The 15,861-nt window shown below is 70.8% G+C and carries 14 protein-coding genes; 12 read left to right on the top strand and 2 right to left on the bottom strand.

Going from position 1 to position 15,861, the window contains the following annotated elements; all coding sequences use genetic code 11:
• Nucleotides 1–107 precede the first annotated feature (107 nt).
• The 5 genes from BCD48_RS55890 (at nt 108) to cobA (ending at nt 4,821) form a co-directional block, all read left to right on the top strand.
• Complete coding sequence (locus BCD48_RS55890; protein ID WP_491677170.1) at nt 108–239, top strand: putative leader peptide; 132 nt, start codon at nt 108–110, stop codon at nt 237–239.
• A 126-nt stretch (nt 240–365) separates the two neighbouring features.
• On the top strand, nt 366–2,066 hold the full coding sequence (locus BCD48_RS25045; RefSeq protein WP_071050818.1) for a nitrite/sulfite reductase: 1,701 nt from the start codon (nt 366–368) through the stop codon (nt 2,064–2,066).
• The gene (locus BCD48_RS54045) at nt 2,063–2,368 is read left to right on the top strand and encodes a transposase (protein ID WP_241841963.1); all 306 of its coding nucleotides are present in this window, start codon (nt 2,063–2,065) and stop codon (nt 2,366–2,368) included. Before BCD48_RS25045 ends, BCD48_RS54045 begins: the two co-directional genes overlap by 4 nt.
• Nucleotides 2,368–3,039, top strand: coding sequence for a phosphoadenylyl-sulfate reductase (locus BCD48_RS25040; protein WP_071050816.1), 672 nt, complete (start codon nt 2,368–2,370; stop codon nt 3,037–3,039). The genes BCD48_RS54045 and BCD48_RS25040 overlap by 1 nt, the downstream gene beginning before the upstream one ends.
• 54 nt (nt 3,040–3,093) lie before the next feature.
• Nucleotides 3,094–4,821 carry a uroporphyrinogen-III C-methyltransferase gene (gene cobA / locus BCD48_RS25035; RefSeq protein ID WP_071050814.1) on the top strand — a complete coding sequence of 576 codons (1,728 nt, stop codon included), beginning with the start codon at nt 3,094–3,096 and terminating at the stop codon, nt 4,819–4,821.
• Nucleotides 4,822–4,842: 21 nt separating this feature from the next.
• Here the strand turns inward: cobA and BCD48_RS25030 are convergent, their stop codons facing one another.
• Nucleotides 4,843–5,325: a sirohydrochlorin chelatase gene (locus BCD48_RS25030; RefSeq protein ID WP_397428665.1), complete on the bottom strand. Its 483-nt coding sequence runs from the start codon at nt 5,323–5,325 to the stop codon at nt 4,843–4,845.
• A 218-nt stretch (nt 5,326–5,543) separates the two neighbouring features.
• Between BCD48_RS25030 and BCD48_RS25025 the strand changes: the two genes are divergently transcribed.
• Both BCD48_RS25025 and BCD48_RS55885 read left to right on the top strand, forming a co-directional pair.
• Nucleotides 5,544–6,683, top strand: coding sequence for a hypothetical protein (locus tag BCD48_RS25025; protein WP_071050813.1), 1,140 nt, complete (start codon nt 5,544–5,546; stop codon nt 6,681–6,683).
• Between the two features lie 534 nt (nt 6,684–7,217).
• Nucleotides 7,218–7,751: a DUF397 domain-containing protein gene (locus BCD48_RS55885; protein WP_312622917.1), complete on the top strand. Its 534-nt coding sequence runs from the start codon at nt 7,218–7,220 to the stop codon at nt 7,749–7,751.
• A 130-nt stretch (nt 7,752–7,881) separates the two neighbouring features.
• Here the strand turns inward: BCD48_RS55885 and BCD48_RS25010 are convergent, their stop codons facing one another.
• Nucleotides 7,882–8,883: an NAD(P)/FAD-dependent oxidoreductase gene (locus BCD48_RS25010; protein ID WP_071050808.1), complete on the bottom strand. Its 1,002-nt coding sequence runs from the start codon at nt 8,881–8,883 to the stop codon at nt 7,882–7,884.
• A 1,004-nt stretch (nt 8,884–9,887) separates the two neighbouring features.
• Here BCD48_RS25010 and BCD48_RS25005 point away from each other — a divergent pair.
• The 5 genes from BCD48_RS25005 (at nt 9,888) to BCD48_RS24985 (ending at nt 15,811) form a co-directional block, all read left to right on the top strand.
• Nucleotides 9,888–11,504, top strand: coding sequence for a serine/threonine-protein kinase (locus BCD48_RS25005; RefSeq protein WP_241841968.1), 1,617 nt, complete (start codon nt 9,888–9,890; stop codon nt 11,502–11,504).
• A 59-nt stretch (nt 11,505–11,563) separates the two neighbouring features.
• Nucleotides 11,564–11,767, top strand: coding sequence for a hypothetical protein (locus tag BCD48_RS25000; RefSeq protein ID WP_241841962.1), 204 nt, complete (start codon nt 11,564–11,566; stop codon nt 11,765–11,767).
• Between the two features lie 145 nt (nt 11,768–11,912).
• A complete protein-coding gene (gene mqnC / locus BCD48_RS24995; protein ID WP_083419154.1) occupies nt 11,913–13,067 on the top strand; it encodes a cyclic dehypoxanthinyl futalosine synthase in 1,155 nt (384 codons plus the stop codon).
• Nucleotides 13,068–13,229: 162 nt separating this feature from the next.
• Complete coding sequence (locus tag BCD48_RS24990; RefSeq protein WP_071050845.1) at nt 13,230–13,913, top strand: demethylmenaquinone methyltransferase; 684 nt, start codon at nt 13,230–13,232, stop codon at nt 13,911–13,913.
• Nucleotides 13,914–14,383: 470 nt separating this feature from the next.
• Nucleotides 14,384–15,811, top strand: a complete 1,428-nt coding sequence (locus tag BCD48_RS24985) for a geranylgeranyl reductase family protein (RefSeq protein WP_116271648.1) — start codon at nt 14,384–14,386, stop codon at nt 15,809–15,811.
• The last annotated feature ends 50 nt before the right edge of the window (nt 15,812–15,861 follow it).

The following is a 15,861-nucleotide window of genomic DNA, read 5'->3' as shown; positions in this document are numbered from 1 at the left end:
TACTATCCCGATTCGTCTGGTGGGTAATTGTCGTTAGCTCAGCGTGCAGAGGATCGATTAGGCCACAACTGCGGCACGTCGGTCACATCTGTGAAACCATAGGTCCCATGACTGCGCCCCAACCGACCACACGGCCGCTGGCCATGGCGGTTGAGGGTGCTCCGGAGCTTCTACTGGTCGCGCGTCTGCACGTCGACCTGCTCCGGGTAGCCAGCGCCTGCTGTCGTCGCGCCTGCTGACCCCGCCGTCCCCTTTCGCCGGTCACAGCCCAGTTCCCTGGGCCTGTCGTGCCCGCCGGGGACGTTCCCGGATCCTGGCGCCGTCCAGCCGTTCGGCGCTCCGCTACCCGCGTCGCGAGAGATCAGATGACTTCTCCTGCACGGCCCGCACGCCCGGCCCGCCCGAAGGGCCAGGGCCAGTGGGCCCTCGGCTACACCGAGCCGCTCAACGCCAACGAGCGGATGAAGAAGGATCAGGGCGGCCTCGAGGTCCGTGACCGGATTCTCAATCGTTATCCCTACACCGGGTTCGACAGCATCGATCCGCAGGACCTGCGCGGCCGATTCCGCTGGTGGGGCCTCTACACCCAGCGCAAGCCCGGTATCGACGGCGGCCGTACCGCGATCCTGGAGCCCGAGGAGATCGAGGACTCCTACTTCATGCAGCGGATCCGCCTGGACGGCGGGCGGATGACATCCGACCAGCTGCGGGTGATCGGCGACATCTCGACCCGCTACGGCCGGGACGTCGCCGACGTCACCGACCGGCAGAACATCCAGCTGCACTGGATCCGGATCGAGGACGTCCCCGCGATCTGGGGCGCGCTCGAGGGCGCCGGCATGACCACCGAGGAGTCCTGCGGCGACACCCCGCGCGTCATGGTCGGCTGCCCGCTGGCCGGCGTCGACGGCGACGAGATCATCGACGCCACCCCGGCGATCGAGGAGACTGTGCGCCGCTTCGTCGGCGACCCGTCGCTGGCGAACCTGCCGCGCAAGTTCAAGTCGGCGATGTCGGGGTGCGTCGACCACTGCACGCTCCACGAGATCAACGACATCGCCTTCGTCGGTGTCGTCCACCCGGAGCTCGGGCCCGGCTACGACCTGTGGGTCGGCGGCGGCCTGTCCACGAACCCGAAGCTGGGCGTCCGGCTGGGGACGTTCGTGCAGCCGGACCGGGTCGCCGAGGTCTGGCACGGCGTGGCCTCGCTGTTCCGCGACTACGGCTACCGGCGGATGCGCACCCGCGCCCGGCTGAAGTTCCTGGTCGCCGACATGGGCACGGAGTGGGTGCGGGCCACCCTGGAGAAGGAGTACCTCGACACGCCGCTGCCGGACGGCCCGCCGCCGGCGCCGCCGCGCTCCGAAGGGCGCGACCACATCGGCATCCACCGGCAGGCGGACGGCAGGTTCGCCGTCGGCTTCGCGCCGCGCGCCGGCCGTCTCACCGGGACCACGCTGACGGTCGTCGCGAACCTCGCCGACCAGTACGGCCAGGGCCGCATCCGCGCGACCACGTCGCAGAAGCTGGTCATCCTCGACGTCGCCGAGAGCGACGTGCCGGCGCTCGAGAAGGACCTGGCGGCACTCGACCTGGTGGTGCGTCCGAGCGTGTTCCGCCGCGGCACGATGGCCTGCACCGGCATCGAGTTCTGCAAGCTCGCGATCGTCGAGACCAAGGCCAACGCCGCCACCCTCATCGAGGAGCTGGAGCGGCGGCTGCCCGAGTTCGACGAGCCGGTCGGGATCAACGTCAACGGCTGCCCGAACGCCTGCGCCCGTTTCCAGGTCGCGGACATCGGCCTGAAGGGGTCGCTCGTGCCCGGACCGGGCGGCGAGATGGTCGAGGGCTTCCAGCTGCACCTCGGCGGCCACCTCGGCACCCGCTCGCGGCTGGGCCGCAAGTCGCGCGGCCTGAAGATCACCTCGGACGAGCTGGTCGACTACGTCGTCGGGTTGCTGAAGACCTACCAGGCCGAGCGCGCCGACGGCGAGGCGTTCGCCGACTGGGTCGAGCGGGTGGACGAGTCGATCCTCACCCACGACGCGGTCATGGCGCACCAGTGAGCACGGGTCGCGCGGTGCCCTTCTACTGCCCGTACTGCGGCGAAGAGGACCTCGTTCCCGATATCCCGGAAGGCGCGACCGGCGAGGGGCACGGCCACTGGGCGTGCCGCGCCTGCCAGCGCTCCTTCCGGCTGAGCCTCACCGCGCTCGCCAGCTCCGCCACGATCACCGGTAGCACTCCTGGCACCGCCCCTGGCACCACTAGTGATCCCGCGGACAACGGCCTCCGGGCGAGCGAAAGAAGATCATTTTCGCACGCCCTTTGGCCCTCCAGCACGACCGCACCGGAGGAGAACGGCTGATGGACGCCGGATTGAAGACCCGCGCGGAGCGGGCCGACAGGGACCTCGCCGACGCACCCGCCGAAGAGGTGCTGCGCTGGGCCGTCGAGGAGTTCGGCACGAAACTGGTCGTCGCCGCCTCGATGGCCGAGGCCGTCCTGGTCGACATGCTCGCGAAGATCCGGTCCGACGTGCCGGTCGTGTTCATCGACACCGGCTACCACTTCGCCGAGACGGTCGGAACCCGCGACGCGGTGGCCGCGACCTACAACCTGCCGCTGATCAGCGTCCGGCCGCAGCTGACCGTCGCCGGCCAGGACGCCGTCCACGGCAAGGACCTGTACGCCAGCGACCCGGACCTGTGCTGCCGGATGCGCAAGGTCGTCCCGCTGGACCGGGCGCTCGCCCCGTACAAGGCGTGGGCGGCCGGGTCACGGCGTGCCGAGTCGGCCGGCCGCCGCAGTCTGCCGGTCGTCGGCTGGGACGAGCGGCGCGGCAAGGTGAAGATCCACCCGCTCGCGACCTGGACGGACGAGGACGTCGAACGCTATGTCGCCGAGCACAACGTGATCGTCAACCCGCTGCTGTCCGACGGCTACGAGTCGGTCGGCTGCTGGCCCTGCACCCAGCGCGGCGCCGGCCGCGCCGGCCGCTGGGCGGGTTCCACCAAGACTGAGTGCGGAATCCATTAGTGGTTGAGCGGGACGGTGTCGGGGCGAGTGCCGTAGGTCGGTAACGTTCCGTGGGTGGCCAGTGGGGGGTTGGATGGCGGCGGAGTGTCGGCGCGCCCTGGCGGCGCGGGGACAGGGCGCCGCGGCCACGTCTGGCTGGTCGGCGCGGGCCCCGGCGACCCAGGCCTGATCACTGTGCGTGGCGCCGAGTTGCTGGCGGGCGCCGACGTGATTGTCAGCGACCTGGCGGCGGACGCCCCGTTGCACGGCTACACCCATGCCGGCGCCGAGATCGTGCGAGTCGGCCCTGACGGCGACGCGCGCGGCCAGGACGAGGTGAACGCGGTGCTGGTCGACCGCGCGCGGCGCGGCGCCCGCGTGGTGCGGCTCAAGGTCGGTGACCCCTACCTGCTGGGCCGGGGCGGCGAGGAATCCGAGGCCTGCGCCGCCGCCGGCATCGGCGTGACAGTCGTGCCGGGAGTGTCGTCCGCGCTCGCCGGACCGGCCTACGCCGGCATTCCGGTGACCCACCGGGGCATCGCCCAGGATGTCGCGATCGTCGCCGGCCACCTGCCGCCGGGCCACCCGGACTCGACGGTCGACTGGTCGGCGCTCACCTCTCCGTCGCTCACCGTTGTGATCATGATGGGCGTCGCGCACCTGGTCGCGATCGCGGACGCGCTGCTCGCGGCTGGCCGTGAGCCGAGCACCCCGGTCGCCGTGGTCGAGCGTGCCACCACCACCGCCCAGCGGGTGCTGCGCACCACGCTGGATTCGCTGGGCGCGGACGCGGTCGAGACGGGAGTGCGCTCGCCGGCCGTGATCGTCGTCGGCGACGTCGCGGCCCGCATCGACGCCCGCGGCACAGCTTCTCGGCCTGCCTCGGCGCGCCTCGTTCCGCCCCGCCTCGCGGCTCCGGCTGGGACGAGGCCGCGGCCACGGGCGGGGCCAGGGCCGGGACCCGACGGCGGCTGGAAGGAGCACGACGTGGACGGGCGGGACGGCCCGGACGGACTCGGTGGCCAGCCGGAGCGGCTGGCGCTGCCCGCCCCGCCGGCGGACGGCGCCACCGGTCCGCTGGCCGGCATGCGGGTACTGGTGCCGCGTACCAGGGACCGCCCCGGCCTGCTCGCGCGCGGCCTGCGCAGCCAGGGCGCCGACGTGGTCGAGACGGTGGTGTCGCGCCTGTCGCCGGTACCGGACGCGGGCGCGCTGCTGGAGGCGCTGCCGGGCGCGGACTCGCTGGTCCTCGCCGACGCGGACGAGGTGGGCGCCGTGGTCGCCCTGCTGCGTGCCGCCGGGCGCGACGTACGGGCGCTGGCCGGCCTCACACTGGTGTCCGAGTCCGAGTCGGCCGCGGCGGCGCTGGACGCGCTCGGGCTCGCGAACGTCCGCCCCTCGGCCCAGGTACAGGTGGCGCATGTCGTCGTAACCGACATCCCGGTGACCGGTCTGCGGGTCGCCGTCTGCGCCGGTGCGGCGCCGCCGATGGGCGTCCGGACTGTCCGCAGGATCACCCTGCAGACCGACGTCCCGGCGGAACGGGACCCGATGATCGCGGAAGAGCTGCGCCGTGGCGCGCTGCATGCCGTCGCGTTCGCCTCGTCCACGGCCGCCCGGATCACCGCCGAGCTCTATGGCCCGTTGCCGCCCGGCCTCGTGGTGGCCGCCATGGGCCGGCGAACGGTCGTCGCCTGTCGCCAGGCCGGCATCCGGGTCGACGCGGTCGCTGACGAGCCCGGCATCGCCGGCCTCGTCACCGCCATCTGCCGGCTGGCGGGCGTGGGCGACGACCAGATGTGACCGGTTCCTTGCCGACCCCCGCTAGGCCAGGCGGTCGGCGATGCGGGCACGGACAGTGGTGATCACGCCGGGGTGCAGCCCGAGCGGCTCCGTCATCGTCCAGGAGGTGCCCGGATGCGTGGCGCGGGCGGCGTCGAGCGCCTCCGGGATGTCTCGCGCGGTGTGTTTTCCCTCGAACAGGAAGAACGGATGCGCGACGATCTGGGTACAGCCGGCCGCTACCAGCGCCGCGTATCCGTCCGCGATGTCCGGCCGCAACACGTCCAGGAAGGCTGGTTCCACCGCGGCCCACGCCGGCGGTGCCCCGGCATCCACCGTCGGCTCCGCCGCCAGCGCCGCCGCGAGCGCCCGCACGGTCGCGTTGGCCTCATCCCGCCGCGACCCGTGCCCGATGACCAGCAGACCTCGCATGTCCCTAGTCTGCGCCGTCATCTGGGCCGCGCGGCCGGTGCGTGGCCTGTCCGCGAGCCGGCCGTGGACCTTCACGTCCAGTGCGATCACCATGGTTCCAGGTCTTGCGTCGCAACCCGGCCCTGGAGGCTCTCTCCCTCCATGTCCGGGATGCTGACCAGACTTCGGACCTATTTATCTGGCACGCCATTGGTGCCGGTAAGCGCTAGAAGAGCGCTTACCGGTGTCATGATGACGTCATGCCATGACTGGAGCCGCTGAAACTCCTATTGGCGGCATGAGCAGTAGGTGATTTGCGGTACAGTCGGGGCATGGCAGACGCGACGCGACCCTTCGGTAGCTGGCGGCTGCGCGGCGGGCGGTACGACACGCCCGGTCTGCCCGTCGAGATGCTGTCGGAGCTCGCGCTTTACCAGCGACTGGTCCTAGATGTCGCCCAGAATCTCTACAAGCAACGGCACCCACTGCGGCGGCGGATCCCTCGCGGGTTCTCTGCTGGTTTTGATCTCCGGCTGACCGAGGTGCGGCACGGTAGTGTAGTTCCGGTACTTGAGACGCCGATCCTGGCGGAGCAGGACGAGATCGACCGGATGCCAGATGGGATCTTCGACGAATCGCGGCTGCTGATACAGAACGCTCTCCGTATGATCGCCGATGAGGGTGCGCTCCCTCGCGACTTTCCGATACCTGCTCTACGCGAGTTCGCACGGTTTGGCCGGAGCCTGAAGGACGATGAGTTCATCGTCTTCGACGAGGGCTCCCCGGCTCAGGCAACCTATTCCCGCGAGGTCCGCCGGAAGATCCAGGCCTTTACCAGGCGCGTGCTCTTCGAGGTCGAGGTTGTCGTAGTGGGTCAGATTACCGGGCTGCTCGCTGACCGGTCGGCTTTCGAGATCAGACTGTCATCCACCGGGAGGACGGTTGCTGGCGGTTATTCGGCTGACGATGTCTTCCCGGACCTGGTTGCCCATCTGGGCAGCTCGAGTATGGCGCCGACGGTTGCGCTCAACTGCGTGGCGCTCCAGGACAGGGATGAGAACATCCTTGAAATAAAGGATGTTCTCGGTGTCGAGCCAGTGCTGCCCGAGGAGTGGTCCGCGCGGCTGAAGGAGATCGCGGAAATGCCGGCGGGGTGGTACGACGGAAGCGGGGAGCCGATCTCCCGGCTGACCGTTCGACAGGCAGAGACGCTTCTGTTGGAACTGCTTGAGAACGGTGTCCACGGCCACCACGTGTACCCGATGCCTGACGGCGGGATCCAGCTCGAATGGCCACACGAGCATGGTGAAGTCTCGATGGAGATCAAGCCTGGAAATATTCTCGTGTCGTACTACTTCAACAAGAGAAATGACGGCGACGACCGGGAGCTGACCTGCGCGTGGCGGGACGTCGACCGGATGGTGGCCTTCATTCGCGAGGGGATCGATGTCGTCCAAAGACTCGGAGCCTGACCTTCTTCCGGGTGAGCAGATACTGTCTGACGCTGACGAGCTTCTCTGGCGTCAGGTCCACCCCGCCTTCGTGAGCAGAGGACGGATTACCAGCCAGGCATTTACGCCGACCGAGAAGGACGCCAGACAGCTGTCGGTGTCCCGAAGCGCCCTCGTCACCGCCGAGCGGGCCCATCGGCATCACACGGAAGTTCTGGGCCTGGCCTCGGTGGGTTCATACGCCGTGTCGGTCGGAGACGTATCCGCGGAAGATCTTCGGGTGATTGACGACGCGGAGTCCACGATGGTGCTCGAGAGCGCGCCGCCTGGGCATGCCTACATCGACTTCAGACCTCGTCTCCCCGAAGGAGCCGGGCGCCTCAGGAAGATTGCGGCAAGACTCCGCGACGCGGCGGAAGCCCGCGGCCCCCACCATTCGCCTCGGCCGCCCGTCGTGGGCTAAACGGTATGCCCCCAGTCTGTGGCCGCCGCGCAGACTCAGCCGCTCAGTGCATCGACCGGCTGAGGATTCGCTACCCGCTGAGGAGAGTGCTGGTGCTCGCGGGTTCCGTCGTTGACGTGCGTGCGGCGCTCGCGTTCTTCGCTGGCCAGTTCACGACCGCCGCGAACATCGCGCATCGGGCGAGGCTCCCCACCGTCCGCGAACTCGCCCACCGGCTCACCGATCGTCGAGCCCTACCACCAGGCCACCGTCTGAACCACGCCGTCCGACGGCACCCGTCACCTGACATCGTCAACGCAGAACTCTGCGCGGCTTCGAGGAAGGCACTACCTCCCATGCGCGATCACAACACGGGACCCACGGATGGCAACGCCACCAACGCGCAGCAACTCAACCCCGTCAAACCAGTCCCCGCCTTCTACCTCCAGTACCCCCTGGGATGGAGCGCGTCACTGCAAAGCGACGCCAGGACGGGAAAAGTGCAGGTCGCCCGGATCGACCACGGTGCCGCCATCGGCGGAGTCCTCGTCCGCGACCTCGTGAACCTCGGCCCCGTACTCGCCTTTTCCCAGGCAGAATGGCACGCCTTCCTCGACGGAGCTGCCAACGGCCAGTTCCGCTACTGAGAGTGAGATCGTGCCGCCCGTCGCCGCGCGCCGCGCGGGCGAAGATCGGGGTCTCTGCTCCCTGGTGGTCGTTGGCGGGCTGAGGAACAGCCCACGAGGGAGCAGAAACAGCGATCAAGCGTCGCGCGGGCTAGGCCGCCGGCGTGCCGTCGTCGGAGCTGTGGCCGGGGAAGACCTTGGCGGAGGGGTCGATGACCGGGGCCGCGTTGTTGACGGCGGTCGCGACCTCGCCGAAGCCGGTGGCGATCAGGCGGACCTTGCCGGGGTACTCGGTGATGTCGCCCGCGGCGAAGATGCGCTCGACGCCGGTGTACATCGTCGTGTCCACCACGATGTGCCGCTTGTCGATGTTGAGGCCCCAGCGGGTGAGAGGGCCGAGGTCGGCGGTGAAGCCGAGCGCGGCGACGACGGCCTGGGCCTCGCGGACCTGGCGCTCGCCGGACTTGCTGTGGACCAGCTCGACCTTCTCGATCCGCTCGTCGCCGCTGATGGCGGCGACCTCCGTGAAGGTGAGCACCTCGCAGGAGGAGGCATGCACCCGGTCGACGGTGTGCTGGTGGGCGCGGAACTTGTCCCGGCGGTGCACAACCGTGACCGACTTCGCCAGCGGCTCCAGCGCCAGCGCCCAGTCGAACGCGCTGTCGCCGCCACCGACCACCACGACGTCCAGGTCGCGGTAGTCGTCGAGGCGGGGCACGAAGTACACCAGGCCGCGCCCCAGGTGCTCGACGCCGGTCGGCAGCGGGCGCGGAGTGAAGGTGCCGAGGCCGCCGGTGATGATGATGACCTTGGCGCGGACCCTCAGGCCCTTCGGGCTGGTCACCACGATGGCATCTGGTTCGTGCGCGATCTCGGCGGCCTGCTGGTCGAGCAGGTAGGTCGGGTTGAACGGCGCCACCTGCTCGACGAGCGCGTTGACGAGCTCACGCCCGCGCACCGCCGGGAAGCCCGCGACGTCGTAGATGACCTTTTCCGGGTACATAGCGGTCACCTGGCCGCCCGGCTCGGGAAGCGAGTCCATCAGCGCGACCGACATGCCGCGGAAACCCGCGTAGTAGGCGCCGAACAGCCCGGCCGGGCCGGCGCCGACGATGAGCATGTCGACCGAATGGTCGACGGACGTGTCACCCATGGCGTATCTCCATCCGCTGGCACCCGGGCCCCGGCCCTGAGGATCACTGCGGGCCCAGGCGGGCCCGGACTACCGATGGCCCGACCGTGCCTAGAGGGCCAAGAGCGTGCGAAATGCTCTTCCTTCGCACGCCCGGCGGCCGTTGCCCCAGGATCTAAGGGCAACGCCCCGGCCCGGCAGAGTCCTTCCGCCCGGCCGAGCCCCAGGCTCCGGTTCGATGCCACTGGAGTACTCCTAGGGCTTCATACTGCCCGACGTCCGGGTCACGTGCCCTGATCCGGCTTGTCGGAGAGTCGGGGCGAGGCGCTGGGCGCTCGCCCCGTGTCGGGGCGAGGCGCTGGGCGCGCTCGCCCCGTGTCGGGCGCTGGGCGCGCTCGCCCCGTGTCGGGCGCTGGGCGCCCTCCTCGCGTGGTGCCGGGCCCCTGGCATATGGCGGTGGTGGGGCTTGGGCCGGGCTGACGACGTGGTCGGGTTGGTACTGCGCCGATGCGCTGTCGCCAGGTGTGGGTGAGTTGCGCTTACTGGTCGCTGGAACGGTGTCGCGGGCCGCGGCGCGACTGGACAGGTGTGGGTGAGTTGCGCTTACTGGTCGCTGGGGCGGCGTCGCGGGGCGCCGTGCGGCCGGACATCCGAGCCCATGGGATGTCGGCGGTTGGACAGCGGTGGTCGGCCGACTGTGACAATCGTCGCGCCGTTTGCCCGGGAAGGGTCAGAACTTAGACAAGTTGACGGAAGCCACTGGCTGGCGGGTTACCGTCGGCCAGTACAAGGCCAGAGGTCCCAGGATCACGGGGCTCGGGAACAGGTCCCGCGGCCTCCGGGGCTTCGGGCCGCCAGAGAGTCGTACGGCATGCGATCCGGATCATGGTCCGGGTGCCTGGACGATCGTGGACGATAGAATGAGGTCGACGAGCGGGGTGGCAGTGTCGGAACGATCGGTCTGGACGGAGCGGTCCGCGGGCCCACCGGTTCCCGGTGATCAGCTGCGCTCCTCCGACCCGCGCATGATCGGCCGGTACGAACTGTTGAGCCGGCTCGGCGCCGGCGGGATGGGCGCCGTCTACCTCGCCCTGGACTCCAGCGGCCGACGGGTCGCGATCAAGGTGATCCGTGGCGAGCTCGCCAACGACCCGGAGTTCCGCGCCCGCTTCGGCGACGAGGTGACGGCCGCCCGGCGGGTCGCGCCCTTCTGCACCGCGGAGGTGCTCGACGCCGACCCGGACGCCCGGCAGCCGTATCTCGTCACCGAGTACATCGACGGCAAGCGGCTGGACACCGTCGTCGAGGAGTCGGGCCCGCTCGGCAAGTCCACGCTACAGGGCGTGGCCATCGGCGTGGCCAGCGCGCTGACCGCGATCCACGGCGCCGGGATCGTGCACCGCGACCTCAAGCCCAGCAACGTCATGCTGTCCTACTCGGGCCCGCGGGTGATCGACTTCGGGATCGCCCGCGCGCTGGACGCGGTCGCGAACCGTACCCGTTCCGGCATCGTGCTCGGGTCGCTTGGCTGGATGGCCCCCGAGCAGATGGAGGGCAGCCCGGTCGGGCCCGCCACCGACATCTTCGCCTGGGGCCTGCTGATCGGCTACGCCGCGACGGGCGTCCACCCGTACGGCGAGGGCACCTTCTACGAGATCTCCGAACGGGTGCTGGTCGGCAGTCCCGACCTTTCCGGCATCCCGACCGACCTGCGCCCCGTCGTCGCCGCGACGCTGGGCCGCGACCCGCGGCTGCGGCCGTCGGCGGATCAGATCCTGCTGACGCTGCTCGGCGAGACCGGGCGGGGCAACGTCCGGGCGGCCGCTACCCGGGTGCTCGGCGGCACGTGGCCGGGCGTCGAGCAGGGCGCCGCCGGGCTCGACCCGACCCGGATCGGCGGCCCGACGGAGGCGCCCGCGCGCCACGGCGGTGCCGGCGCGGCCCGGCCGGGCGCGAGGGCCCGGCCCGGCGCGGCTGCCGGGTACGGCGACGGCGGCTACCAGGGCGGACAGGCGCCCGCCCCGCGCCAGCCCGCTGGCTACGCCGGTGACGGCCACTACGGCCAGCCTGGGGATCCGCGCGCCGGTGGCAGGCAGGGCGCCGGCTATGCGGGCGGCGCGGTGGACAGGGCCGCGCGAGACGCTGGCCGTAAGCCCCGCGGCGGTGGCTACATCCGCTACGAGGAGCCACCGGCTCCCGCGCCCGCCCCGCCGGCCCGGCGGCCGGCCGCCCGCGAGCCGGCGCCCTACCGGCCCCCGTACCAGCCGCCCGCGCCGGCTCGCCCGGCGCCGCCAGCGCCGCCGCCCGCTCCCGCGCCGGTGCCGCGCCGTGAGCGTCCCGTTCGGCGCCGTCGCGGTTTCCGGCTCCGGATCCCGTTCAAGAAGACGATCCTCTTCGTACTGATCGTCCTGCTCCTGCTCTCGGCGGCCGATCGGATCGCGAGCGCGATCGATAAGCAGCGCCAGGCGGTCTGGGACCGTGTCGTGAACCGAGTGGAGCAGCAGATCGACGAATGGCGCGGCAAGGCGACCAGCGACCTGCCGGGCCAGGTGAACCAGCTGCCGGGCCAGCTGCGAGACCGGTTCGAGGACAGGGCGGGCAGTGGTGCCGCCAGCGGCGCGCCGCCGGCGGCGACGCCCTGACAGCTCCTACGCTGGGTGACGACAGTCCAGACAGAAAGTGTTCTGGGCGCATGATGTAGGTGCCTGGCAGGTACAACCCCGTCATGGCGAACTTCACGCAGCGGGTCTCGGAGATGCTGCACAACCCGAAGGCCCACGAGATGATCAACAAGGTCAAGTCGCAGGCCACCAAGCCGGAAAACAAGGCAAAGATCACGCACTTCAAGGACAAGCTCCGCAGCTTCGGCTCGTCCTCGTCTGACCGTGGTGGCCCCCGCTACTGACCGCCGGATCCGCCCCCTCCGCCCCGGCGCACGCCTGTGCCGGGGCGGAACGGGATGCCTTCGGCCTGTGTGGTCGATCCCACTGGGCCGCCGTGCCTTCCCGGAGGAGGCCGGCGTCGAGGGTGGGGAAGATAGCATCTGGCCGGTGAGCGAGATCCGATCCTTGCTGGCCCGGGCCGCCGACGGCGGCCGGATCACGCCCGATGAGGCGCTACTGCTCTATACGCAGGCGCCGCTGCACGAACTCGGGCAGGCCGCGGACGCCGTGCGTCGGCGCCGCTTCCCGGACGGCATCGCGACCTACATCATCGATCGCAACATCAACTACACCAACGTCTGTGTGACCGCCTGCAGGTTCTGTGCCTTCTACCGGGCGCCGAAACACCCGGAAGGCTGGGTCCGCGACATCGACGACATCGTCGCCAAGTGCGGCGAGGCGGTCGATCTGGGTGCCACCCAGATCATGCTGCAGGGCGGTCACCATCCGGACTTCGGCATCGAGTGGTACGAGAGCGCCTTCTCCGCCATCAAGGCCGCTTATCCACAGCTGGCGCTGCACTCGCTCGGTGCGAGCGAGGTCGTGCACATCGGCCGCACCTCCGGGCTGACACACGAGCAGGTCATCGTCCGGCTGCGCGACGCGGGCCTGGACAGCTTCGCCGGCGCGGGGGCCGAGATCCTCACCGAGCGTCCGCGGGCCGCGATCGCCCCGCTCAAGGAGCCCGGCCACGTCTGGCTGTCGGTCATGGAGACCGCTCACGGCCTTGGCCTGGAGTCGACGGCGACGTTCATGATGGGCACCGGCGAGACCAACGCCGAGCGCATCGAACACATGCGGATGATCCGCGACGTCCAGGACCGCACCGGTGGATTCCGCTCGTTCATCCCATGGACCTACCAGCCGGAGAACAACCACCTGCGCGGTCGCACCCAGGCGACGACGTTCGAGTACCTGCGCCTGGTCGCCGTCGCACGGCTGTTCTTCGACAACGTCGCCCATCTGCAGGGCTCGTGGCTCACCACCGGCAAGGAGGTCGGCCAGCTCACGCTGCACATGGGCGCCGACGACCTGGGCTCGGTGATGCTGGAGGAGAACGTGGTCTCCTCCGCCGGCGCGCGGCACCGCACCAACCGGGCCGAGCTGATCCACCTGATCCGCGCGGCCGACCGGATCCCCGCCCAGCGCGACACCCTCTACAACCACCTGGTCGTCCACCGCGACCCGGCCGACGACCCGCTCGACGAGCGCGTCGCCTCGCACTTCTCGTCCACCGCCCTCCCGCTCGTCCAGGCGAGCTGACCCGCCGTGGTGGCGGCGCCGCAAGGCGATCCCGACGTGGCCGCGCGGCCGGTGCCCGCGGCCGGCGCACACGAACCGCCCGGCGAGGCCGAGCGGCCGGGGCCGGCGCCGGGCAGGGGTGCGCGCGCCGGGCTGGACAAGCGGCCCGACGAGGTCGCGGCGATGTTCGACCAGGTGGCCCGGCGCTACGACGTGACCAACGCGGTGCTCTCGGCCGGGATGGACCGCGGCTGGCGCAGGGCCACCGCGAAGGCGCTGCGTCTTGAACCGGGCCAGCTGGTTCTCGATCTTGCCGCCGGTACCGCGACCTCGTCGCGCGCCTTCGCGACGGCCGGCGTCGATGCGGTCGCCTGCGACTTCTCCGTCGGCATGCTGCGCGCCGGCCAGGCACGGCTGGCGAAGCGGCCCGTCAGGACTGGCAGTGTCCGGCTGGTCGCGGGCGACGGCCTGCGGCTGCCGTTCCCGGACGGCGCGTTCGACCGGGTCACGATCTCGTTCGGACTGCGCAATGTCGCCGACGTGCCCCGCTGTCTGGCCGAGCTGCGCCGGGTGACCCGCCCGGGTGGCCGACTGGTCGTCTGCGAGTTCAGCCAGCCCACCTGGGGCCCGCTGCGCCGGGTCTACCTGGGCTACCTGATGCGCGCGCTGCCCGCGGTGGCCCGCCGCGTCAGCAGCAGCGCGGACTCCTACGTCTACCTGGCGGAGTCGATCCGCGCCTGGCCGGCTCAGTCCGACCTCGCCGAGACCCTCCGCGCCGCCGGCTGGACGGGCGTGGGCTGGCGCAATCTCACCGGCGGCATCGTCGCCCTCCACCACGGAGACAACCAGGGGCTCACCCCGTTCTGAACTCGCCAGCATTTGGGTGTCCGGTGGCGAGGCGGGGTGTGACGTTTTACCGGTCGCTCGTAAGTGTCACTTTGGCCACCGACTGTGACGGCGTCTTGACGCAGCGTCAACGAGACCACCTCGCTGGTCCGGGCCCGGACTGACTACCGCCGCATGCCCCGGCCCGGAACCACCTAAAGAGGGCGCTCGCGCCCGACAGACGGGCGCTGGGGTGGGTGCTCCGCGCCTGCCCCCAGCGCCCGCCGGATCCTGGTTGATGCCAATGGCGGTGTGAGCGCCTACACTCGGCCGTGGCGGGACGCTCGTGAAGAAATTCACGAGCGTGCGAGGAACGCGCGGTCAACGACCGGCGAACGGCTGGAGTACGCATCGCTCCACGCCCCAGGATCCGTGGTGGGACAGCGGAACCTCAGGGGAGGCGGATCAGTGTGGGACCTGGTGGAGAGTCGGTTGTCGGTGGGGAGCATCAGGTGACGACGGAGACCACGACGCGGTCGGACGGCGCGACACGCGCCGATGCCGACGTGATCGTCGTCGGCGCCGGTCCCGCGGGCTCGGCGGCCGCCTACCACCTCGCGAACACCGGCCTGGACGTGCTCCTGCTCGAGAAGGCGTCCTTTCCGCGCGACAAGGTCTGCGGGGACGGCCTCACGCCGCGGGCGGTCGCGAGCCTCGTGCGGATGGGTATCGACACCGGCCCCGCCCGCCCGCCGGCGGCCAGGCCCGCGGCATCCGGCGGCACCGGCGCCGGTGGTGCGCCAGCCGACGGGACCAAGGGCGACGGGACCAAGGGCGACGGGACCAAGGGCGACGCGGCCGAGGCGGACTCCGGCTGGGCGCGCAACAAGGGCCTGCGGATCGTCGGCGGCGGCCTGCGCCTGGAGCTGCCGTGGCCGGAGCTGGCGAGCTTCCCCGACTACGGCCTGGTCCGGCCGCGCTCCGACTTCGACGAGCTGCTCGCCCGCACCGCGCAGAAGGCCGGCGCCCGGTTGCATGAGGGCACGACGGTCGCCGGCGTCGTCCGCGAGGAGCGGACCGGCCAGGTGGTAGGCGTCACGGCCCGCTCGGGCGCGGACCGCGAGCCGGTCACCTACCGCGCCCCGGTGGTCGTCGCCGCCGACGGCAACAGCGCTCGGCTCGCGCTCTCGCTGGACATCCGCCGCCGGGACGACCGGCCGCTGGGCGTGGCGGTCCGCCGCTATTACCGCAGCCCGCGCACCCATGACGACTACCTCGAGTCGCACCTGGAGCTCTGGGAGGGCAGGCCGAACGCGAGCCGGCTGCTGCCCGGCTACGGCTGGATCTTCGGCATGGGTGACGGGACGAGTAACGTCGGTCTGGGGATCCTGAACACCACCCCGGCCTTCGGTAACACCGACTACCGCGACCTGCTGCGCCGCTGGCTGTCGGCGCTGCCGCCGGAGTGGGGCTACACCGAGGACAACGCGACCGGCCCGGTCCGCGGCAGCGCGCTGCCGATGGGCTTCAACCGGACCCCGCACTACGCCGACGGCGTGCTCCTCGTCGGCGACGCGGCCGGGATGGTCAACCCCTTCAACGGCGAGGGCATCGCGTACGCGATGGAGTCCGGCGAGCTTGCCGCCGAGGTGGTCGCGCAGGCGCTGGCCAGGACGAGCGACGCCGCCAGGGAGAAGGCGTTGCGTCAGTATCCCGAGGCGGTGCGGGCCCGCTACGGCGGTTACTACACGCTCGGGCGGGTCTTCGTGAACCTGATCGGCAACCCCACCGTGATGCGGCTGGCCACGAAGTACGGGCTGCCGCACCCGGTGCTGATGAGGTTCATGTTGAAGATCATGGCGAACCTTACCGACCCACGGGGAGGTGATGCGCACGACCGGGTGATCAACGCGCTGTGCCGGCTGGCACCGAGCGCGTAGGGCCCTTGGGCGTGCGTGTAGAAAGCGAAGAAACTCACCGCCGGGTGGCG

Origin of the sequence: Pseudofrankia coriaricola, assembly GCF_001854805.1 — a bacterium.
Lineage (GTDB): Bacteria > Actinomycetota > Actinomycetes > Frankiales > Frankiaceae > Pseudofrankia.
The sequence above is the reverse complement of the archived record's forward strand: the minus strand, read 5'-3'. Positions and strand labels throughout refer to the sequence as shown.